21 protein-coding genes are annotated in these 22,185 nt (G+C 57.0%); 17 read left to right on the top strand and 4 right to left on the bottom strand.

What is annotated here, in order from left to right; genetic code table 11:
• Nucleotides 1–42 precede the first annotated feature (42 nt).
• Genes QRN85_RS03715 through QRN85_RS03705 form a run of 3 tightly spaced genes read right to left on the bottom strand, consistent with a single transcriptional unit; the run spans nucleotide 43 to nucleotide 2,617 of the window.
• The gene (locus QRN85_RS03715) at nucleotides 43–570 is read right to left on the bottom strand and encodes a flavin reductase family protein (protein ID WP_112962316.1); all 528 of its coding nucleotides are present in this window, start codon (nucleotides 568–570) and stop codon (nucleotides 43–45) included.
• Nucleotides 570–1,460 carry an aldo/keto reductase gene (locus tag QRN85_RS03710; protein WP_284757189.1) on the bottom strand — a complete coding sequence of 297 codons (891 nt, stop codon included), beginning with the start codon at nucleotides 1,458–1,460 and terminating at the stop codon, nucleotides 570–572. The genes QRN85_RS03715 and QRN85_RS03710 overlap by 1 nt, the downstream gene beginning before the upstream one ends.
• The gene (locus tag QRN85_RS03705) at nucleotides 1,460–2,617 is read right to left on the bottom strand and encodes an LLM class flavin-dependent oxidoreductase (RefSeq protein ID WP_284757190.1); all 1,158 of its coding nucleotides are present in this window, start codon (nucleotides 2,615–2,617) and stop codon (nucleotides 1,460–1,462) included. The genes QRN85_RS03710 and QRN85_RS03705 overlap by 1 nt, the downstream gene beginning before the upstream one ends.
• Nucleotides 2,618–2,718: 101 nt before the next feature.
• On the opposite strand from QRN85_RS03705, the gene QRN85_RS03700 reads away from it, so the two are divergent.
• The 8 genes from QRN85_RS03700 (at nucleotide 2,719) to QRN85_RS03665 (ending at nucleotide 11,459) form a co-directional block, all read left to right on the top strand.
• Nucleotides 2,719–3,423: a GntR family transcriptional regulator gene (locus QRN85_RS03700; protein ID WP_284757191.1), complete on the top strand. Its 705-nt coding sequence runs from the start codon at nucleotides 2,719–2,721 to the stop codon at nucleotides 3,421–3,423.
• A gap of 209 nt (nucleotides 3,424–3,632) precedes the next feature.
• A complete protein-coding gene (locus QRN85_RS03695; protein ID WP_284757192.1) occupies nucleotides 3,633–4,706 on the top strand; it encodes an ABC transporter ATP-binding protein in 1,074 nt (357 codons plus the stop codon).
• Nucleotides 4,707–4,766: 60 nt separating this feature from the next.
• A complete protein-coding gene (locus tag QRN85_RS03690) occupies nucleotides 4,767–6,002 on the top strand; it encodes an ABC transporter substrate-binding protein (RefSeq protein ID WP_284757193.1) in 1,236 nt (411 codons plus the stop codon).
• A gap of 125 nt (nucleotides 6,003–6,127) precedes the next feature.
• A complete protein-coding gene (locus QRN85_RS03685) occupies nucleotides 6,128–7,060 on the top strand; it encodes a carbohydrate ABC transporter permease (protein WP_284757194.1) in 933 nt (310 codons plus the stop codon).
• Between the two features lie 5 nt (nucleotides 7,061–7,065).
• Nucleotides 7,066–7,920, top strand: coding sequence for a carbohydrate ABC transporter permease (locus QRN85_RS03680; protein ID WP_062587849.1), 855 nt, complete (start codon nucleotides 7,066–7,068; stop codon nucleotides 7,918–7,920).
• A 52-nt stretch (nucleotides 7,921–7,972) separates the two neighbouring features.
• Nucleotides 7,973–9,964 carry an alpha-glucosidase gene (locus QRN85_RS03675; protein ID WP_284757195.1) on the top strand — a complete coding sequence of 664 codons (1,992 nt, stop codon included), beginning with the start codon at nucleotides 7,973–7,975 and terminating at the stop codon, nucleotides 9,962–9,964.
• A gap of 173 nt (nucleotides 9,965–10,137) precedes the next feature.
• Nucleotides 10,138–10,860, top strand: a complete 723-nt coding sequence (locus QRN85_RS03670; RefSeq protein ID WP_113091736.1) for an outer membrane protein — start codon at nucleotides 10,138–10,140, stop codon at nucleotides 10,858–10,860.
• 230 nt (nucleotides 10,861–11,090) lie between these two features.
• Complete coding sequence (locus QRN85_RS03665) at nucleotides 11,091–11,459, top strand: DUF4112 domain-containing protein (protein ID WP_284757253.1); 369 nt, start codon at nucleotides 11,091–11,093, stop codon at nucleotides 11,457–11,459.
• Between the two features lie 51 nt (nucleotides 11,460–11,510).
• Here QRN85_RS03665 and QRN85_RS03660 read toward each other — a convergent pair whose 3' ends face one another.
• Entirely contained in the window at nucleotides 11,511–12,572 is a 1,062-nt protein-coding gene (locus QRN85_RS03660) for a LacI family DNA-binding transcriptional regulator (protein ID WP_502870749.1), read from the bottom strand.
• A gap of 226 nt (nucleotides 12,573–12,798) precedes the next feature.
• Between QRN85_RS03660 and QRN85_RS03655 the strand changes: the two genes are divergently transcribed.
• The 9 genes from QRN85_RS03655 to QRN85_RS03615 all read left to right on the top strand — a co-directional run bounded on the left by QRN85_RS03655 (nucleotide 12,799) and on the right by QRN85_RS03615 (nucleotide 22,137).
• A complete protein-coding gene (locus QRN85_RS03655; protein ID WP_284757197.1) occupies nucleotides 12,799–13,776 on the top strand; it encodes a substrate-binding domain-containing protein in 978 nt (325 codons plus the stop codon).
• A gap of 104 nt (nucleotides 13,777–13,880) precedes the next feature.
• Complete coding sequence (locus QRN85_RS03650) at nucleotides 13,881–15,374, top strand: sugar ABC transporter ATP-binding protein (RefSeq protein WP_284757198.1); 1,494 nt, start codon at nucleotides 13,881–13,883, stop codon at nucleotides 15,372–15,374.
• Nucleotides 15,367–16,380 (top strand): ABC transporter permease, encoded by a 1,014-nt coding sequence (locus tag QRN85_RS03645; protein WP_284757199.1) that lies wholly within the window; start codon nucleotides 15,367–15,369, stop codon nucleotides 16,378–16,380. Before QRN85_RS03650 ends, QRN85_RS03645 begins: the two co-directional genes overlap by 8 nt.
• On the top strand, nucleotides 16,380–17,375 hold the full coding sequence (locus tag QRN85_RS03640; protein WP_284757200.1) for an ABC transporter permease: 996 nt from the start codon (nucleotides 16,380–16,382) through the stop codon (nucleotides 17,373–17,375). The genes QRN85_RS03645 and QRN85_RS03640 overlap by 1 nt, the downstream gene beginning before the upstream one ends.
• A 1-nt stretch (nucleotide 17,376) precedes the next feature.
• The gene (locus tag QRN85_RS03635) at nucleotides 17,377–18,225 is read left to right on the top strand and encodes a sugar phosphate isomerase/epimerase family protein (RefSeq protein WP_284757201.1); all 849 of its coding nucleotides are present in this window, start codon (nucleotides 17,377–17,379) and stop codon (nucleotides 18,223–18,225) included.
• A 53-nt stretch (nucleotides 18,226–18,278) separates the two neighbouring features.
• Nucleotides 18,279–18,935, top strand: a complete 657-nt coding sequence (locus QRN85_RS03630; RefSeq protein ID WP_284757202.1) for a nucleoside triphosphate hydrolase — start codon at nucleotides 18,279–18,281, stop codon at nucleotides 18,933–18,935.
• A gap of 77 nt (nucleotides 18,936–19,012) precedes the next feature.
• A complete protein-coding gene (locus tag QRN85_RS03625; protein ID WP_284757203.1) occupies nucleotides 19,013–19,882 on the top strand; it encodes a D-psicose 3-epimerase in 870 nt (289 codons plus the stop codon).
• Between the two features lie 351 nt (nucleotides 19,883–20,233).
• Nucleotides 20,234–21,118, top strand: coding sequence for an AraC family transcriptional regulator (locus tag QRN85_RS03620; RefSeq protein WP_113098080.1), 885 nt, complete (start codon nucleotides 20,234–20,236; stop codon nucleotides 21,116–21,118).
• A 107-nt stretch (nucleotides 21,119–21,225) separates the two neighbouring features.
• On the top strand, nucleotides 21,226–22,137 hold the full coding sequence (locus QRN85_RS03615) for an ABC transporter substrate-binding protein (protein WP_062587825.1): 912 nt from the start codon (nucleotides 21,226–21,228) through the stop codon (nucleotides 22,135–22,137).
• Nucleotides 22,138–22,185: the final 48 nt, after the last annotated feature.

Raw genomic sequence — 22,185 nt, 5'->3', positions numbered from 1 at the left:
GTATAAAGGTCCACGAAACGCCGCGGCTTCAGGGGCCGATCGTCAGGAAACGAGAGCGAACCGACCCAGCGCACCCCGTGCAAAGCAAAGGGGTTCACCTTCCCGGTGTGCTGCGCGCAGTACACGGCCCAGCAATATCGAGTGGTCACCGCCATCATAGACCGAGGCACGCTCGCATTCGAAACGGCTGAGCGTTCCCGCTATGATTGGAACACCTTCCGGATTTTCATCCCAGGAGAACTCGTCGAAGCCAAGGCCGCCGCGGGTAAAACGGCTGCTGAGATCGCCTTGCTCTGCGGCAAGAACGTGAATGGCGAAATGAGTTGCGTTGGCAAAGAGATCATGCCGGGATGACGTCTTTGCCGGCGACCACAGGATCAACGGCGGATCAAGCGAAACGGACGAAAAGCTGTTTACGGTCATGCCGATCGGTCCAGCCGGGCTTTGCGCGGTCACAACCGTTATGCCGGTCGGAAATGTTCCAAGCGCGGTACGGAAGCTGCGCGTATTCGCAGCGTCCGGAACAAACCTGTGCTCGCCGTGGTCCTGCACGTTGATCGGTGATGTCATCACGGCACCTCACGGCCTGCTGCAAGTGTGTAGAGCTCAAACCACGTCTGGCGGTCCATGACCACTTTTTCGGCCTGAGAAATAGCCTTGATGCGCTCAAGGTTGTTCGTGCCGAGCACGGGCAGTATTCTCGCCGGATGGCGCAGCAACCAGGCGATCGCGACTGCGGCATTGTCCACGCCCTGATCACCCGCAATCTTCGCCATTGCATCGGCCAGCGGGCCGCCAGCGGTCATAAGCGATCCGCCACCCAGAGGAGACCAGGCCATGACAGGGAGATTTCTTTCCTGAAGATAGGCCAGATCGCCATTGGTAAGCGGCGAAATCTCGCTGAGGCTGAGCTCGATCTGGTTTGTTACCAGCTCGTTTTCCATATGGGTCTGCAACAGGGAAAAGTCCCAGGGGCGGAAATTGGATACGCCGACGCTTCGGACCTTGCCGGAAGCCACGAGTTCATCAAGTGCTGCACCTGTCTCATCCGGGTCCATCATCGGGTCGGGCCGGTGAATGAGAAGAAGGTCGATGCGGTCTGTAGCCATATCGCGCAAGGCCGCTTCGACAGACGCGTTGATGTGTTCTGCCGATGTATCATAATGCTTCACGCGGGCAGACGAGTGGCGACCGACCGGCGCGACGATGCCGCATTTGGTCACGATCTCGACCTTGTCTCGCAGCGACGGCGTCGCCTTGAAGCTTTGTCCCAAGATCGCTTCCGCCGTATAGCCGCCGTAGATGTCTGCCTGATCCAGCGTTGTTATGCCCTGTTCCAGGCAAGCTTCGATCTTGGCTTGTACATGGCCCTGCGAGGTGTCCTTGTCGTCCCCGATGCGCCACATGCCATAAACGATGCGGCTGAATGAGAGGTCAGGGGTGAGTTCGATGCGGTCCATCAGTGGCGCTCTCCGTTTCCAAGGGGTGTTGAAGGCGTCTGCGCCGGTACACGCCCATGGGCGTGGGGTAGCGAACACGTCTTCATTTGCGGCAAGACTTTGCGACCAAAATTCTCTGCCTCTTCTAGATGGGGATAGCCAGAGAAGATGAAGGCTCGAATTCCCATTTTACGATAATCTTCCAATGCGCTCAGGACCTGATCAGTAGATCCGACCAGTGCTGCACCACATCCGGAACGGGCGCGTCCGACGCCTGTCCATAGATGCGGTTCAACGTAGCCAAATTTGTCCGCGAGTTCACGGGCTTTTGCCTGATGGGCGACTCCTAAGGAAATGCTGTCGTGGGCGCGGTTGCGGATAAGCTGGCCGTATTCGTCGTCGAGCTTCGATACAAGGTGTTCCGCATATTCTTTCGCCTCCGCCTCCGTATCGCGGACGATCATATGCACGCGCAGACCGTAATCGAGTGTTCGTCCGTGCGCTTCGGCGCGTGCATGCACCGCACGCATACGCTCTGCAAGCTGTTCCTTGGTTTCCGGCCACATCAGATAGACATCGCACTGGGCACCGCAGAGTTCCAGAGCGTCCGGCGAATATCCTCCGAAATAGAGAAGCGGTCCCCCATTCTGCTGATAGGGGCGGGCCGGCTCTGTCGAAACACCCTTGAACTGATAGATCTCCCCATCATGGTCGATCGTGTCGCGTGTCCACGCCTGCCGCAGGATTTCCACCACTTCGTGGCTGCGTCTGTAGCGATAGGCGCTGTCGGCAACTTCACCGGGGAAGTCGGAGCTGATGACGTTGAGTGTAAGACGACCCTTCAGCATGTGATCCAGCGTCGCCACCGTCCGCGCCAGCATGATCGGCTGCATCTCGCCGCAGCGGATTGCCGCGAGGAAGTTGATCTTCTCGGTAATGGGTGCGCAACCGGCCACAAAGCTCAGCGTGTCCTGTCCCACCTGGTAGGAAGAGGGGCACAAAATATTGCGGAAACCGAGATCTTCAGACTTTCGGACGATGGAAGAGCAATGCTCCCAGCTGGAGCGCAACGCGCCGTCGGGAACGCCGAGATAGGCGTAGTCGTCGGAACACAGCGCTGAGAACCACGAGACCTCGCTGGCGTCAAGGTCCGCGGACGTTACTGGCACAATCGTCATGAAATCCTCCTCACAGGACGGTTGCCAATTTAGTAACATCGCGTATTTTGTAAATCAATAATGTATCAATTTTTTCTGACGAAGGTCAAAAACCGTTGAAAATGAGAAGCTCCAAGGGAAGTCTGCCGGTGTATCTCCAGATCGCCGAGACGCTTGTCAGAGACATCACCGCCGGTCGGCTGATCGATGGCGAGAAGCTTCCGCCTGAGCGCGAGATGGCCTCAACGCTTGGAATAGCAGTTGGAACGTTGCGAAAGACATTGGCGGAACTTCACAATCGCGGCCTGCTGAAACGCATTCAGGGTTCTGGCAACTACATCTGCGCGATTACTGATCCCAAGAGCGTCTATTCCATGTTCCGGCTGGAACTCATCACCGGCGGTGGATTTCCAACAGCAGACGTCTTAAGCGTCAGCCGTCAGACGAAGCCGCATGACATCCCGTCCTTCGGTTCATCTGAGGAGGGGCATCGCATTAGACGTCTTCGACGCATCGGCGGCAAGGCTGCTGCAATCGAGGAAATCTGGCTTGACGGTTCCTATATCGAGCAGGTCGCTGCGGAGGAACTGTCGGAATCCTTGTATCTCTATTATCGTACGCGGCTAGGATTATGGATCGCGAAGGCCGAAGACCATATCGACCTAGGCCACGTGCCGGATTGGTCGCCAGATGCATTTGGGCCGAGATGCGGAGACGCCGTGCCTCACGTGCTGCGCATCAGCTACTCTCATGATGGGGCTACGGCGGAGATTTCGCACACGTGGTATGATCAAAGCGTAGCGCGTTACGTCAACCGTTTGAGGTAGGCCTCAGGGCGGTTTTGATCTTGACCGAAATCAAGTTGCCACATGGAAGAATTTAAAAAAAACGGAAATTTCCTTTTTCAAACAACGCTTGGAATTAAATTTCAAACGGAATAAATTAAATTGATACACTATTGTTTTCATTCGTTCCTAACGTATGCTCTTTGTCAGAGGAGCCCGGAGCATCGTGGCCGAGGGTTGGGTGATTATCAATGGCATCAGTTAAGCTTTCAAAGCTTGAGAAGAGTTATGGCGCGCTTCGCATCGTCAAAGGCATCGACCTTGAGATAAGCGATGGCGAGTTCGTCGTTTTCGTCGGACCATCGGGCTGCGGCAAATCGACGACGCTTCGCATGGTCGCGGGTCTCGAAACGATTACCGGCGGCGAGGTGAAAATCGGGGACCGCGTCGTCAACCGGTTGGCGCCGCGCGAGCGGGACATCGCCATGGTGTTTCAGGATTATGCGCTCTACCCGCACAAAACCGTCAGGGAAAACATGGGCTTCAGCCTCAAGGTCCGCGGCATAGCGGCAGGTGAGGCCGCGGCGCGCGTGGACGAGGCGGCGAACATGCTTGGCATTTCTCACTTGCTGGACCGCCGGCCCGGTCAGTTGTCGGGTGGTCAGCGCCAGCGTGTTGCGATGGGGCGGGCAATCGTTCGCCGCCCGCAGGTGTTTTTGTTCGATGAGCCACTGTCGAACCTCGACGCCAAGCTGCGTGGTCAGGTCCGCACAGAGATCAAGAAACTGCATCAGGCCATCGGCACGACCATCATCTACGTGACCCACGATCAGGTCGAGGCCATGACCCTGGCGGACCGGATCGTCATCCTGAAGGGCGGCGAGATCGAACAGGTGGGCACGCCTGACGAGGTCTATAACAAGCCTGCAAGTGTTTTCGTTGGCGGTTTCGTCGGCTCTCCGGCCATGAATTTTGCGAAGGCTTCGGTCAGAGGCGGAGATCTTGTCTTCGCCAACGGTGATCGCATTCCCGTATCCACGCTGCGGGAGAATTGTCAGTCGGGTGCGACGGAAGGCCGGAACGTTATTGTCGGGATCCGGCCGGAGCATTTCGCCATCGGCACGTCCAGCGTTTCCCTGACCTGCGACGTTCAGGTCGTTGAGCCGTTGGGCTCGGATACCTTGATCCATTTCGCCATTGGCAGCGAAACTCTGACCGCCAGAATGCCGCCGGAAACGCGCATCCTGGCAGGGGAGACTTTGAAGATCGCGGTGGATCCAACAAAGATCCATTTGTTCGACGCGCAGACAGAGCGTGCAATCTAGCATCGCGTTCTGGTGCTGGGAGGTCGCTGACCGCACAAGAGATAACAACGGGAGGAAGCAATGAACTTTACGAAATTAACCGGTGCATTCTTTTGCGGCACCATGCTGGCCTTTGCGATGCCGGCAGCAGCTGAGACAACGCTCAGCATCTATATCTCCAGCCAACACCAGCCAAATGTCTGGCGTCAGGCGTTGGACAAGTATGAGGCCGCCAATCCTGAGGTAAAGGTCAAGATTGAAACCGGCGGCAACACCTCCGAAGCGCAGGCGCAGTATCTCAATACGGTCATGTCGGCAAAGGACAGCTCGCTTGACGTGTTGATCCTCGACGTCATCCGCCCAGCCCAGTTTGCCGCTGCTGGCTGGACAAGCGACTTTGCCAACAAGGACATGTCGGCCTATCTGCCCGCTTATTCTGGCGCCAATACCGTCGATGGCAAGGTCATCGCTCTTCCGGCCTTTGCAGACTCGCAGTTCCTTTATTATCGCAAGGATCTGCTTGAGAAATACGGACTTCAGCCTCCAAAGACCTGGGACGAATTGAAGGTTGCCGCCAAGAAAATCTCGGAAGGGGAGGGCAACGCCAATCTTCAGGGTCTGTCATTCCAGGGCAAGGCAATCGAAGGCGCAGTCTGCACCTTCCTGTTGCCTTATTGGAGCCAAGGCAAAAACCTTACGGAGAATGGCCGCCTGACATTTGACCGTGATGCGGCGATCAAGTCGCTGAGCCTGTGGAAGAGCTTCGTTGATGAGGGTGTTTCCAAGAAGAATATTGCCGAAGTCGGCACCGACGACACCCGCAAGGAATTCCAGGCTGGCAATGCGATCTTTGCGGTGAACTGGTCCTATGCCTGGGCACAGGCGCAGGGCAAGGAATCGGCTGTCGTCGATAAGGTCGGCGTGGCACGTCTGCCTGCGATCACGGGTGGAGAACAGGCCACCTGCCTCGGCGGTTGGGAGTGGGGTGTTTCCGCCTATTCCAAGCATCAGGATGAAGCAAAGAAGCTGGTGGAATATCTCTCCTCGCAGGATGTTTCCAAGTTCATGGCCATCAACGGTTCGCTGTTGCCTACCTATGCCGGGCTTTACAAGGACGCCGATGTCCTGAAAAGCGCGCCATGGTTTGCCGACGCCCTTCAGGTTGTCGAAACCGCAAAGCCGCGTCCTGTCACGCCACGCTACAATGAGGTGAGTGAAGTCATCCGCACCACGGTCAACTCCGTCCTGGCAGGTGTCTCGACACCGGAGCAGGGCGCCGATCAGATCGAGGCCCGCCTGAAGCGCATCCTGCGCTAGGATAATGCCTGAGGTGCTCGCCGCAGTATTTGTGCGGTGGGCTGGAACCTTCACAAGATGTGGCCCTGCCACTGGGGGCGACGTGGTCCGTCGCCCCCTGATCATCCAATGCTCGGAACAGAACCATGGCAACGACATTATCGAAAGCAGACGAGAGACCTGCGGCACCGTCTCCGAACTGGACGCGCTGGCTTGACCTGAGCGACCGGTCTCTGGCCGTCCTGCTTCTCGCGCCAGCGGCGATCCTGTTGGCACTGATCATCGTCTACCCGGTGTGCAGGCTGATCTACACAAGCTTCTTCAGCCTGTCCCTGACATCGGGACTGCCAGCAGAGTTTGTCGGGCTGGAAAACTATCAGTTGATGTTTGAAGATCCGGTTTTCTGGGAAACGACCTGGAACACGGTCCTTATCACCCTCATCACCGTGCCGGGTGCCTTGCTGATGGGGCTCGGCCTTGCGCTGATGGCCAATCTACCTTTCGCCATGCAGTGGCCCGTCCGCCTGTCCCTGCTCATTCCCTGGGCGCTGCCACTGTCCTTCGCAGGTCTTATCTTCGCGTGGTTCTTTCACTCTGAATACGGCGTCGTGAACGATGTGCTCAATCGCTTCGGCTTTGAGGGAATTATTTGGTTCAATTCGCCCAACTGGGCCTTTGCTGCAATCTGCCTCACCATCATCTGGAAGACCTCGTCATTCATGGCGTTGATCATTCTGGCGGGTCTGCAAACAATTCCCCGCTCGCTCTATGAAGCTGCGGATGTGGATGGTGCCGGACGGTTGCGCCAGTTTTTCGAAATCACTCTGCCGCTGCTCAAGCCGTCCATTGTCGTCGCGCTCATCTTTCGAACGATCACTGCGCTGCAAACCTTTGATATTCCATACATGATGACAGGCGGCGGGCCAGGCACATCCACGGCAACGCTTGCGATGTACATCCATCAGAACACGGTCTCCTTCCTTGATCTCGGCTATGGTTCTGCGCTTGCGGTCATGATGTTCGTGTTGTCGATGTGCGTAACAGCCGTCTATCTGCGCATGATCCGGACAAAGGAGTAGTTGCCATGAGCACACATACATCGCATGGCCGCATGTCCTTTCTGTCGGGTATGCCTCTTCGCTTCATCGCCGCTGGCATTCTGTTGATCAACGGCATGTTCCCCGCCCTGTGGATCCTGTTCACGTCCCTGAAGACAGAAGCCGAATTGACGGCGAAGCCAATCACATGGGTGCCGCACGCGCCGACTCTGCAAAACTACATGCAGGCCTTTTCGGATCAGCCCCTGCACATCTTCCTGTTCAACAGCTTCATGGTCGCGCTTCTGTCGACAGCGCTGACTTTGCTCGTTTCGGTGCTGGCTGCCTATGCACTGGCGCGTCTCAATCTGGCCTATCGCGGCTTGATCCTTTCCCTGATCATCGCCGTCTCCACATTCCCGCTCGTCACGCTGCTGGTGCCGTTGTTTGAAATCATGCGCGCGCTCAACCTGCTCAACAGCTGGACCGCACTGGTTTTGCCCTACACCGTGCTAAGCCTGCCTGTTTGCACCCTGATGCTGGTATCCTTCTTTGAAGGCATCCCGCGTGATCTGGAAAATGCAGCCATGATCGATGGCTGCACGCGCCTCGGCGCCTTGTTCAAGGTCGTTGTACCGCTTTGCGCACCGGGCGTGTTCACTGCGGGCATTCTCGCTTTCGTCAACGCATGGGACGAGTTCCTGCTGGCGCTTTCCTTCAACTCCAATCCCACTTTGCGAACACTGCCGGTCGGCATCCAGCTCTATCAGGGCGAGTTCGCCTTCCCCTGGCCCGTCATCTCCGCAGCGTTGGTGGTTGGCATCGTCCCCGTGGCGATCCTCATCGTCATTTTCCAGGAACGTGTCGTATCCGGGCTGACTGCAGGTGGCATCAAGGGCTGACGTCTTGAGGCGGATAATGCATGACCGCTCGGAATTATTGAAAGACAATGGAATGAAACTCGAACGCACCGCGACCGGATTCACCCTTTCGCTCAACGGCAGAACGATCCTCGACCACAGCGAGACCGCACCAGCCATTTTCGTCGGTCGCGGCGAAGAGCGAATGGATATGTATCGCGGTAACTTCGACATCGAAGATTACGTCATCGAGCGACGCCCGCTATCCTTCGCGGAGCTGGATGGCAACCGGGTTTCTTTTTCCGATGCTCCGGGCCAGCCAGCGCGTCTTGCTCTTACCATCGGCGATAACGCCATCAGTTTTGAAGCACTCGACCCCGGCCTCAACCGTTTTTGGATCCGCATTCAGGCTGATGAGGATGAGCATGTCTGGGGCGGTGGCGAGCAGATGTCCTATTTCGACATGCGCGGTCGCCGCTTTCCCCTGTGGACGTCAGAGCCTGGCGTTGGTCGCGACCCCACAAGTGAAATCACCTTCAAGGCCAACGTCAAGGACAAGGCTGGTGGTGACTACTACAACACAAACTATCCCCAGCCGACATATGTGTCATCGGCGCTCTATGCACTGCATGTCGAAACGAAGGCCTATTCCGTATTCGATTTCCGGCAGAAGGGCTTCCACGAAATAGAAGTCTGGGCCATTCCCGAACGGCTTGAGTTTTTCGCAGCTCCTTCCTTCGTGGAAATGGTCGAGGCCTTGTCTCTGCGCTTCGGACGCCAGCCGCCCTTGCCGGATTGGGTCTATAATGGCGCCATCATCGGCCTGAAGGATGGCGAAAACTCCTTTGCGCGGCTGGATACCATGCTCAATGCTGGCGTCCAGGTATCTGCTCTCTGGTGCGAAGACTGGGTGGGATTGCGCCAAACGAGCTTCGGCGCGAGGCTGTTCTGGGACTGGCAGGCAAACGATACTCGCTATCCCGGCTTGAAAGATAAGATCGCGGAGCTGCACGATAGCGGCATTCGCTTCCTGGGCTACGTCAATCCATATCTCTGTGTTGACGGGCCGCTCTTCAAGGTCGCAGAGGACAAGGGCTACTTTGCCACCGATGGAAACGGCGATACGGCCCGTGTCGATTTCGGTGAATTCGATTGTGGTGTCGTGGATTTTACCAACAAGGCGGCCGCCGACTGGTTTGCAGAGGACATCATTGGCAAGAACATGCTGGATTTTGGCCTCTCCGGCTGGATGGCCGATTTTGGCGAATACCTGCCCATCGACGTGCACCTTTCGAATGGCATCGATGCCAAGCTCATGCACAATGCCTGGCCAACATTGTGGGCAGAGGTGAATGCAAAAGCGGTTGCCTCGCGTGGCAAGACCGGAGAGGCATTGTTCTTCATGCGCGCCGGATTCACCGGCGTTCAGAAACATTGCCCGCTTCTGTGGGGCGGCGATCAATCGGTCGATTTTTCACGACACGACGGTCTTGTAACCGTCATGTGCGGAGCGCTGTCGTCCGGCCTGCTCGGCAATGCCTACCACCATTCGGATATCGGCGGATACACCAGCCTTTTCGGCAATGTTCGCACGCCGGAGCTGTTGATGCGCTGGGCCGAGATGGCAGCATTTACGCCGGTCATGCGCAGTCACGAAGGAAACCGCCCGCGCGAAAACATGCAGCTGGATCAGGATCCTGTTGTCCTCTCGCATTTTGCCCGCATGACGCGGCTTTATCACCATCTTGCGCCTTATCTCAAAACTCTGTCCGCGGAGGCCGTCGCGCGTGGACTGCCGGTGCAAAGACCACTCTTCCTGCATTATCAGCATGACCGCGAGACCTACACGATTCAGGACAGCTATCTCTACGGCGCCGACCTGCTTGTCGCGCCCGTATGGAAAGCGGGTGAGGAAAACCGTGTGCTCTATCTCCCTAACGGTGAAACCTGGGTTCATGTGTGGAGTGGTGAAGAGTTTTCGGGCGGCATCGAGGTGTCAGTTTCTACCCCTCTCGGTCGTCCCGCCGTCTTCTATAAAGCCGGGTCCGCGCACCAAAGCCTGTTTGCGGCTTTGAAGGAAATCTGAGCTTTGGACTAGGGGCGTTGTTGCGGCTTTCAAGGGAAATGCGTTGCCAAGCTGCAACGCGCCTCTGATTTTAGTTTTCAATAACATTAGAAAATGAAAGTCGAAGTGGACAGCAACCGCGGGAACAACCAATCTGGCCGCATCGGCGGGGGCTGATTCAGAAAGGTTTTCAAATGAGATATCTCTTGAAGTGCGCGGGCCTTTTGGCATTGCTCGGCTCGTCTGCTTCTGCCGCAGATCTCGCCGTTCAGACCGAACCTGCAGCGACAGTGGCAAACCCAGGTGGGTTCTATCTTGGCTCTGTCAGCAGCCTGACATTCATGGACGACCTCGATTTCTCCGCTTCAGGCTTTGATATCAGAAGCGAATACGACATGGGCACCTACAGCGCATTGCGTGCAGGTTACAGCTTCGGCTCCTACGGCTTCGTGTCTCCACGTATCGAACTTGAAGTCGGCTATGGCCGCGCAGATGTTGATGAGCATTTCGTGGGCGGCTTTGGCGCAGGCAATGATTCCTTCGGCTCGGCCCGTGCGATCCAGGGCTATGTCAATGCTTACATGGACGTCCCGACTGGCACGGCCTTCACGCCTTACTTCGGCGGCGGCGTTGGTGCCATGAACCTCGAGCTTCGTCGCCAGGGCGTTTCCGCTACCGGCGTCGTACTTGATGATGACGACACGAAGTTTGCTTACCACCTTGACGCAGGCGTTGGCATCGAGCTCAGCTCCATTTCCTTCTTCCGTGATGTGAGCCTGTTCACCAACACCACATTCGATATCGGTTACCGCTACACTGCTGCCGATGATTTCGATTTCACAGCCGTCGACGGCACCACCTCAAGCACAGACTTCAGCAGCCACGCTCTGACAGTCGGCTTCCGCCGTCAGTTCTGATCGTTCAAAGGGCCGCAAATTGCGGCCCTTTCCTTTTCAGGCGTCATTTTACCTGAGCGGGCACTATGTGCCGCTATGTGGCTCGGTGGCGAAAGTCACACTGAAGCCCTTGAAACGAATTCTCGCACTCCCCATTCCTTTATGACGGGAAATGTCCCGATTTGGAGGCTATGCGATTGGCAGGTTCATGGAGCGCAAGCGATTTTGACAAGGGTGCAGCGTACACCGCATTGGGCGGTGAACAACGCCTGCAACGCATCCGCCGCCTCGCGCGGATAGCGAGACTGATGGATACAGCCATCGGCATCCCCGGAACGAAACTTCGTCTTGGCGCCGACTCGGTGTTCGGACTCGTGCCTGTGATCGGTGACGGCGCAGGTGCGATGATCGGTCTTTACATCGTCAATGAAGCGCGTCGTCTTGGTGTTCCCAAGGAGAAGCTTTCGCGGATGGTGGGAAACATTGCGCTGGATGCCTGTGTAGGCAGCGTCCCTCTGCTCGGAGACGTCTTCGATCTGTATTTCAAATCTCACCGCAGAAACGTACAGATGATTCTCGACCATTTTGGTGTGATGCAGGAAGACATACGTCGGCCTTGATCGCCTGTCCGGTTCGTTACTGATAATCGTCGCTTTGCCGTGTCCCAATGCTTACATTTGCGTTGGGTCTTTAATCTCATCGAGCGGCCCGGTCAGTGCTGTTCTTGGTGAGACCAGTTGCGGCATGATCACGGTAATCTCCGGATGATCGGGCGCCGCCTCAAGCAATTCAAACCCCCGCTCCAGCATCTCTGCAATGTTCGGTTTCGCCATATAGACGGGGAAGGGGAGAAAAGATGCAAATGGGTCGTAGTCGAAGCATCCGACGACGATGTCTTTGAACATCTCCACATCGTACCGTCCGAGAAAACGTAGAAGCCCTTCGAAATTGATGGACGAGTTGATGAACAGACACCGTGGCAGATGGCCTTCGCGCAAAAAGAAGCGTTCGAAAGCGAGCTCGGTCATGCGGGGCGAATAGCCCGTTACCTCAATGTCGCCGCTGCCTTCGGTGCCGAAAAACGCTCGCTTTGCTGCATGGAAGCCTGCAATTCGCTCGCGGCTCGCGTGGTCGTCATGGCCACCAAACAGCACGACTTCTTCCGCGCTGAAGTCGCCGTTTCGGGATGCGTGGCGAAGGATTGCATCGGTCAGCGCTTCTGCGCCATTGCGGTTGTCCGAAATCACCGAATAGGCGAATTTGCCAGGAAGGTCGATGTTGACATGCGGCAGCTTCGCGCTGGCGCAGATCTGGTGGACACCATCCGGATCCTTGACACCAGCGATAAACAGCGCGTCGATGGAGTACGCGATGAGTGTTTCGACAGTCCGCCGCTCCTCATCTGGATCGCGTCTACCTGACACGACCATCGCCGACAGACCACGCGACCGCGCCTGAGCTTCGAAGGTTTGCGCCATGGATGAGAAGAAGCGGTTGTCATAGACGGGTACCAGCAAACCGACGAGGCCTGATTTGGAGCTTCTCAAGCCGCGGGCCTGAAGATTGGCGGTATAACGCTCGGCCTTGGCAAGCGATAGAATCTTTTCCGCAGTCTCCTGTGAAATACGCCGCTTGCGCCACGATCCGTTCAAAACGGCGCTGACGGTGGATGCCGATGCGCCTGATAAAACCGACAGGTCGTAAATAGTGGCTTTCTTGGAGCTCTGGTTCATCACATCCTCCGAATGATTCCGATTGTTAGGATATTCGTCCTCTTGACGAAAGGTATAACCGTGTTATGTTCAATGCACCATCGATTGTGCAACTTTGCAATACCGATTGCGCAGATGGTTGTTGCTATGGGAGTGGCAGAGCAGTGTCTCGGGTTTCGAGGCTGGAGGTTAAGGCGTTGGAGCGCCTATCCTTGCTCGCTGGAATGTTTTTGGAGGAGGAGCATCCATGAAAAAGATAATTGCGGCCGCAGTCGGCCTTTCGCTTGCATTACTCGCGTCCACCGCATTGGCCGATGGGCCAAAGGTCGGTGTCGTCGTCAAGATTGGTGGCATTGCCTGGTTCAACGCCATGGAAGCGGGCATCAAGGAACAGAGCGCCAAGCTCGGCGTACAGGGTTTCATGGTCGGCCCAACGAGCGCTGATCCAGCACTTCAGGTCCGCGCTATCGAAGACCTGATTGCGCAGAAGGTTGATGTTATCGGCGTTGTGCCGAATGACGCGAAGGTGCTGGAGCCTGTCCTGAAGAAAGCTCAGGATGCCGGTATCAAGGTCATCACCCATGAATCGCCAAAGCAGGTTGGCGCGAACTGGGATTTCGAACTCGCTTCCGCCAAGGGTTTCGGTGAAGCGCACGGCAAGTTGCTGGCCGAAAAGATGGGCGGCAAGGGTTCATACGCGGTGTTCGTTGGCTCGCTGACCGTGCCGCTTCACAATGCCTGGGCCGATGGCGCCATTGCCTATATCAAGGCCAACTATCCCGACATGAAGCTGATCGGCGACCGTTACGGCGTGGCCGAAGACGTCGACAAGAGCCGTTCCACGGCGCTTGATCTGATGGCGGCAAATGCCGATCTCAAGGGCTTCCTTGCCTTTGGATCGCAGGGCCCGATTGGCGCAGGTCGCGCTGTGGAAGAGCGTCGCAAGGATGGCAAGGTCTTCGTCATCGGTCCGTTCTCGCCGGGGCAGGGCGCAAAGCTCATCAAATCGGGCGCTTTGACGGGCGGCTTCATGTGGAACCCGAAGCAGGCCGGTGAAGTGTTCATCACGCTTGCGGACCGTATCGCCAAGGGCCAGGAGCCGAAGGCGGGTGACGACATTCCGGGCCTTGGCAAGATTGCGCCTGAAGGCAACACCATCGTGGTCGATCAGCTGTTGAAGATCGACAAGGAAAGCATCGACAAGCTGGTTTCCATGGGCCTCTAGTTCCTCCCGAAGGCCTGGGCCGCGTCAACTGTGTTTGGCGCGGCCCCCTTTCAACATCTGATCAACAGCATCCGCTTAAAGGCGGCTGAGCGAAGAGATTTGCCATGACGAGCGCCGGACCGCTCCTGTCCCTCAAAAACGTCAAGATGACATTCGGTGGTGTTCGCGCTTTGAAAAGCGTTGCCTTCGAAGTCAACCCAGGTGAAGTGCACTGCCTTGCCGGTGAAAATGGTTGCGGCAAAAGCACGCTCATCAAGATCATCACCGGCGTCTACAAGCCGGAAGAGGGTGTGGAGTTCTTCTTCGACGGGCAGCCCATTACCGCCATGACGCCAAGTCTGGCGCAGTCACTCGGAATTCAGGTGATCTGGCAGGATCTGGCGCTGTTTGGTGAAATGACGGTCGCCGAAAATATCGGCTTCCAATATGCCGTCAGCGGCAAATACGGTCTTGTGAACAAGCGCGCCATGGAAGCGGCCGCAGAGAAGGCATTGGCCCGGCTCGGCGTTTCGCTCGATCTTCACCTGCCTCTGAAAGAACTTCCTATTGCCCAGCGCCAGATCGTCGCCATTGCCCGCGCATTGGTTGGTGAAGCGCGGCTGGTCTTCATGGATGAGCCGACGGCATCCTTGACGCAATCGGAGACGGATTACCTCATCGACATCGTGCGCAACCTCTCGGCGTCAGGCGTCGCGGTTGTCTTCGTGTCGCACCGCCTCGCGGAAGTCCTTGAGATTTCCGACCGGATGACCGTGTTGCGCGATGGCGAACTCGTCGGCGTGTTTCCGGTAGAAGGCATGACGCAGTCTCGTGTCACGGAATTGATGACCGGACGGAATTTCGACAACGCCGTGGTGGCTGCTGATCACGATGACCAGCCCGTCGTTCTGTCAGTGCGCAATCTTTCCCGAAATAATGAATTCGAGGATATTTCCTTTGACTTGCGACGCGGCGAAACGCTGGGCGTGACAGGCCTTTTAGGTGCCGGACGCACGGAACTTGCGCTGACGCTGTTTGGAATGCACAAGCCGCATTCCGGCGAAATCATCCTGAACGGCGAAAAGGTAAGCTTTGGCTCCAATCGCGACGCGATCCGTGCGGGGGTAGCCTATCTCTCTGAAGACCGGCTATCGCTCGGCCTCAACCAGCCGCAATCCATTGCCGACAATCTGGTTATGGCGTCGCTGGATCGCATCCTGTCTGCCGGGCTCATCTCGCCTCAGAAGAAGCGGAGTGTCGTTTCTAACTGGATTTCCGCGCTTGGCGTCAAGATCGGCGAGCCGGAAGATCCGATCCGGACCCTGTCTGGCGGCAACCAGCAGCGCGTGGCGATTGCGAAGTGGTTGGCCATCGGCCCGAAACTTCTCATCCTCGATGCTCCCACAGTCGGCGTTGATGTCGGTGCACGGGCAGGCATCTTCGATATCGTCCGCAAGCTCGCCGCCGATGGTCTTTCGATCATTGTGATTTCGGATGAGCCGCCAGAAGTCTATTTCAATACCGATCGCATCATCCATATGGCCGAGCGCCGGATCAAGGCGACATATGATCCGCGAAAGATGTCGCTGACGGATCTGGAAGGAGCAGTCTATGCGTAGGTTGATGCTGGGCCATACGACAGAGTTCACGCTTCTGGCCGTGATGATCGTTTTGTCCGCGGCCCTGTCCCTGGCGACGGACCGCTTTTTCACGATCTCCAACGCTTTCGACATTCTCAATGTCTCATCCGTCAACATCATTTTCGCCGTCGGCCTTCTCGTCGTGCTGATCTCTGGCGGGATCGACATATCCTTCGCGGTCGCTGCGTCCGTCGTGCAATATGTCACGGCTCTTGCCATCGGCGCGCTGGGTGGCGGCAACTGGGCGGAAGGCTTCATCATCGCAGGTGCGGTCGGCATTGGCCTGGGCCTCATCAATGCGCTGCTCGTCTACAAGCTGCGGATCATCTCCATCGTCGCGACGATTTCCACCTTCAACATCTTCTTCGGCCTGTTGATGTTCTTCACCAAGGGTGTTTCCATCTACAATCTGCCGGACTGGCTCACGACACGCGTCGTCTTCTACGAACGCGAGATGGCAGATGGCTCCTGGCTGGAACTGACGCTACCCGTCGTCGTGATGATCCTTTGCTGCATCGCCACCTGGTTCATGATTTCCCGCACCACGATCGGCCGCCAGCTCTATGCCTTCGGCGATAATCCCGAGGGTGCGCGTCGCTTCGGCATCAATATCGGCGCCATGCACTACATTTCCTTCGGTTGGTTGGGCCTCATGGCTGGGATTGCCGGGCTGATGCAGGCGCATTACGCGGAAGAGGTCGTGCCCAATGCGCTCTATGGCCGTGAACTGGACGTGCTTGCCGCGACTGTTCTCGGCGGTGCACGTCTCGGCGGCGGCAAGGGATCCGTCATTGGCTGCGTTCTCGGCGTTCTCATGGTTTCGATTACGCAGAACGGCCTGAACCTGATGGGCGTGTCCCCCTTCGCCTTCAAGATGATCGTTGGCGCCATCATCCTCGTAGCCATCACGCTTTCCTCCTCACGCATCGATAAACTTCTGCCTTTCTTCTCAAAGGGCAATGTTCAGAAGAGGGGTGCACGCTGATGTCGTCGCTCATCCAGAAATTCAACAGCGCATTCGGCGCTGACATGGCCGGACCGATCATCGCGTTCGTCGCCGTGATGGTGATCTTCGGGTTGGGTGCGGATAATTTCCTGTCGCTTGGCACATTCGGTTCGGTGGCGTTTCAGCTGCCTGAACTCGGGCTTCTGACGCTGGCAATGCTGCTGCCGCTTCTGACTGGCGGTATCAACCTCTCCGTTACCTTCACGGCCAACCTGTCGGGCCTTGCCGCTGCCGGTGTGCTTCAGATGTATGGCGGCGTCGATGCGCCAGCCGGCGCCTTCGCGCTCGCCCTCGTAGCCGCACTTGCGACCGGTGGTGCCGCAGGCTTGATGACCGGCGCGGCGATTGCCTACACCCGCGGTCATCCGATCCTCATCACGCTGTCCATGATGATCTTCCTGCGCGGTCTGGGCGAGTTCCTGACCCGAGGCGGCGACGTCTCCGGCTTTCCCGAATATGTCGCCCCAATCGGTCATGGCCTGATCCTCGGCGTCCCCGTGCCGCTCCTCATTTTCATCGCCTGTGTGGCGCTCTGGCAGGTGTTATTGACGCGCAGCAAGCTTGGTTTTGGCCTGTTGATGATCGGGTCAAACATCGAAGCCGGGGCCTATTCCGGCCTCAACACGCGCCGCATCCTCATTCTCGTCTATACGCTGTCCGGCATGATGTGCGCCGTCGCTGGTATCATCATGATGGCCCGCTTCAACTCGGTGCGCATAGGCCACGGTGAATCCTACCTGCTGATCACGGTGCTGGCGGCGTTTCTGGGCGGCATCAATCCGTTCGGGGGCTTTGGACGCGTGCTGCCGGTCTTCGTCGCGCTTGTCGTGCTGCAGCTTCTGTCATCGGGCCTCAATCTGATGGGTGCCAACCAGCATCTGGCAACGGCTCTCTGGGGTGTGTTGATGATCGTCGTCATGGCGGCACGCACAATCGCATCCTCTTACTTCCTGTCTCGTAGAAAGAAGGTGTGACGTGAAGGGTTTTGGCATTCACGCAATGGTGTGGTCGACCAAGTGGGACCACGAGGGCGCTGAACGGGCAATTGCCGGGGCTGCGGGCTGCGGACAGGATTATATCGAAATACCGCTAATCGATATCCCTACCGTCGATGCGAAACACAGCCGCGCGCTTCTTGAAAAGCATAAGATCGGTGCAGCATGCTCTCTGGTTCTGCCGGAACATGCCTGGGCCTCTATTCGCCCCGACGCTGCAATCGAGCATCTGACAGCCGCTCTGGACAAGGCATCTGAAATTGGCGCCGTGGCGCTGACGGGTGTTACCTTCGGCGGCACGAATGAGCGGACCGGCTTTCCGCCGACTGAGCGCGAGTATGATAATCTGACCCGCGCGCTTGGCGCTGCGGCTCGCCATGCCAAGACGCTCGGCCTGCAATTCGGCATCGAGGCCGTCAATCGATATGAGAGCCACCTCATCAATTCGGCCCAACAGGCGGTCGATATGGTCGAGCGCATCGGACTGGATAACGTCTTCGTCCACCTCGATACATTCCACATGAACATGGAAGAGAAGGGTCTCGCCAACGGCATCATCGCTGCGCGCGATCACCTGAAATACATGCACATGTCGGAAAGCGATCGCGGCACGCCGGGCTTCGGCAATATTGCATGGGATGAGATTTTCGCGGCGCTCGCGGCCATCGGCTTCAAGGGCCTGCTGACGCTTGAGAGCTTCGTTACCATGCAGGCAGAGATGGCAGGCTCCATTTCCACCTGGCGTCCCGTCGCGCGCGATAGGGACGAGGTTTTGGACAAGGGCGTCGCCTTCCTGCGCAACAAGGCGGATCAGTACGGAATATTCTGAGCCTTCGTTGGCACGCCAGTTACCGTTGTTTTTCGGATTGTGAAGAGGTCACATTGAGTAGCGTAGAAGATAGTGCACGGGAGATTGCAGCACGCACACTCCGGCAATTCGCAGAGAATAAAGGGCGGCGGCTCATGATCGCCATTGCCGGAGCGCCGGGCTCGGGAAAATCAACGATTGCCGAGCAGGTCGTGGAGGTTCTGAACGGTGAATCCGGCGTCTCGGCGGCACTCTTCCCGATGGATGGCTTCCATTACGATGATGCAGTTCTCACGGAAATGGGTCGCCTGCCTTACAAGGGTGCAATCGATACGTTTGATGCGCATGGCCTGCGTCATACGCTCAAGCGCCTGAAGGCGAATGAGGATGATGTGGTCGCGGTCCCTGTCTTTGATCGCTCCATCGAGATCGCCCGCGCTGGCGGCAGACTGATTGCGCAATCCGTCAACATCATCGTGTGTGAAGGCAATTACCTGCTCTCACGGCAGGAGCCGTGGAACCTGCTGAAGCCGATTTTCGATCTCACTGTTTTCGTTGATGTCGCCGAGGATGACCTCCGCAGCAGGCTCCGCGAAAGATGGCGCAGCTTTGGGCCTGGTGACGCCGATATCACCAGGAAAGTCGAGGAAAACGACCTTCCCAATGGTCGCGCGATCATCTCCGGCAGCGACGAGCCTCACATGCGGGTGAAGAACCCCGGCGCTGGCTAGAACCTGCGAGTGATCTCACGACACGTTCCGAACCATTTCAATAGCTTATCCCTCATCTGTTAATCGAGAAAGTTACCATGAAACACGGCATTTATTACTCCTATTGGGAACATGAGTGGAGCGCCAAGTTCGGCCCCTATGTGGAAAAGGTCGCCAAGCTTGGCTTCGACATCATCGAAGTCGCAGCCCATCACATCAATGAATACAGCGATGCGGAACTGGCCGAGATCAAGCAGAGTGCCAAAGACAACGGCATTATTCTGACCGCTGGCATCGGCCCCTCCAAGAGCAAGAACCTGTCTTCGCCAGACGTCGCTGTGCGTCAGGCAGGCAAATTGTTCTTCGAGCAGACGCTGACCAATGTTGCCAAGCTCGACATCAAGACGATTGGCGGCGCGCTGCATTCCTATTGGCCGGTCGATTATTCACAGCCCGTCGATAAGGTTGGTGATCGTGCACGCGGCGTGGAAGGCATTCACGGCATTGCCGACTTCGCCAACAATCTCGGCATCAATCTGTGCATCGAAGTCCTCAACCGCTTTGAAAACCACGTTCTCAACACCGCTGCCGAGGGCGTCGCTTTCGTGAAGGATGTTGGCAAGTCCAACGTCAAGGTCATGCTCGACACCTTCCATATGAACATCGAGGAAGACAGCTTCGGCGATGCGATCCGCACCGCAGGGCCTTTGCTTGGCCATTTCCACACCGGCGAAAGCAACCGTCGTGTACCGGGCACAGGCAGAATGCCTTGGCATGAAATCGGTACAGCGCTTCGCGAGATCAACTATACCGGCGCTGTCGTCATGGAACCCTTCGTCAAGACAGGCGGCACCATCGGTTCAGATATCCGGGTCTGGCGAGATCTCAGCAATGGCGCTGACGAGGCGCAGATGGATGAGGATGCGAGAAACTCGCTCGCCTTCTCCCGCTTCGTGCTCGGTCACTGACATCTGGACAAAAACTGTAACGGTGGGGCAAGTCGCCACCGTTACACCGGGCCGCCAATTGCGGCGAATACCTTCACAAATACGTGCTCCCCGACAGCCAACGGCACCGAGATAAGGCCTTGTTGGCAATGTCAGAATTCGCGCTGCGCGCAGCAAATTCCCTGCATGGCTTGCGGACTTCGCTGGAAGTTCTTGCGCATTCAATCGTCAAAAAAGTATCAGCTTAAATTCAGCGTTGATGTAGATGCGTAGCAATATCAGTGCTTAATATCCCCGTGCTGACAAAAACTGCAAAATCGGAGGTTTGCAGTTTTGGATAGCTGGATTTCGCGCTCGGTAGGAGGAGACGCTGTGCAACCCGATCTGGAACTCGTTCATATCCGCAAAGGCGAATCCTTCGCAGCGTGGACGCACGGCTATCCATTTCGGACCGTCCGCTGGCACTACCACCCCGAATATGAAATCCATCTGGTCGTTGCGACATCGGGTCGATTTTATATCGGCGATCATATCGGTCGCTTCGAGCCGGGACAGTTGATCGTCACCGGTCCGAACCTGCCGCAGAACTGGATCTCAGACATCGAACCGGGCGAAGTCGTACCTGCTCGCTCGCTGGTCATCCAGTTCCCGCAAAAATTCGTGGAAGATAGCATTGCCGGCATGGCGGAGATGGAGGCGGTGGTTCCGCTTCTGGAGCGCAGCCGTCGGGGTTTGCTATTCGACAAGGGCACAAGCGATACGGTGCGGCCCTTGATAGAGACGTTGATTGAAACGCGCGGTCTCAAACGTCTGGCGCTGTTTTGGGAAATTCTCGATGTGCTGGCAACTGCGCCTGAACCGGAAGTTTTGGCCAGCTTGAGTTACGAACTGGATCTTTCCAACATCAATGAGGGCGGCGTCAACCGCGCGATTGCCTATCTGCGCGAACATCTGACCGACGATATCGATGAGCGCGATCTGGCCGAGATGGTGGGACGCAGTCCAAGTTCATTCTCACGGGCATTCAAGCGCCATACCGGTACGACGCTGGTCCGTTACCGCAACCAGTTGCGGGTCGATCTGGCGTGCCTTGCGCTGCTGACGCGACCCGAGGTGAAGATTGCCGAAATTTGCTACGAAATCGGCTTTTCCAACCTGTCTAATTTCAACAGGCATTTCCAGAAGCTGAAGGGAATGCCGCCTTCGCAATTCCGCGCCACTTTCAACGCCAACGAGGCCTTTAGAGCCACCGGATAAGCGAGCCTCAACCATACCCCACCGCGGGGATCATCAATTCGGGAGGCATGGTGCTTTCCGGAAACGGACAGGCTTTGCCTGTCGTCGTCCACAGGGAGGAAACCGGGATGAAAAAGACATTGACCGCTTTGTCGATTGCCGTCGCGACTTTAGCTGCAAGTTCGGCTCTTGCGCAGGACGCCAAACTCAAGATTGGCATGACCTTTCAGGAAATGAACAATCCTTATTTCGTGTCCATGAAAGAAGCTCTGGACGAAGCCGCAAAGGCCATCGGTGCTGAGGTGATCGTCACCGACGCTGCACACGACGTTGCAAAGCAGATCTCCGATGTCGAGGACATGTTGCAACAGAAGATCGACATTCTCCTTATCAACCCCACTGACTCAGCTGGCGTCGAAGCCGCCGTGCAGGCCGCCAAGGCACAAAATGTGATTGTCGTTGCCGTTGATGCCAACGCAAACGGCCCCGTCGATACGTTTGTTGGGTCCAAGAACAAGGATGCCGGTTACCAGTCGTGCCAGGCGCTCGGCAAGGCAATAAACGGCGAGGGCGAGGTCGCCATCCTCGATGGTATTCCCGTCGTGCCAATTCTGCAGCGTGTCGAAGGTTGCAAGGAAGCTCTTGCGGAATTCAAGGGCATCAAGCTGGTCGATACGCAGAACGGTCGTCAGGATCGCTCGGTCGCGCTCGGCGTGGTCGAGAACATGCTGCAGTCGCGTCCAAACCTCAAGGGCATCTTCTCCGTCAATGACGGCGGCGCAATGGGTGCTCTTGCGGCAATCCAGGGGGCTGGTCGTGATGTCAAGCTGACGTCCGTCGATGGTGCCCCGGAGGCAGTACAGGCCATCGCTGAGGGCACGCCATTCGTCCAGACCACGGCGCAGTTCCCACGTGACCAAGTGCGTGTCGGCCTCGCCATGGCGCTAGCCCAGAAATGGGGTGCCCGCGTCGTGCCAAAAGAAGTTCCTATCGATGTGCGCCCCGTCACCAAGGAAAACGCTGCCGGCTTCAGCTGGTAAGCGGCTTCGCCTGCATCTCCCTCGCCTTTGGGCGGGGGCGATGCTTGT

The organism is Agrobacterium sp. fls2-241-TYG-188a (assembly GCF_030209845.1).
The sequence above is the reverse complement of the archived record's forward strand: the minus strand, read 5'-3'. Positions and strand labels throughout refer to the sequence as shown.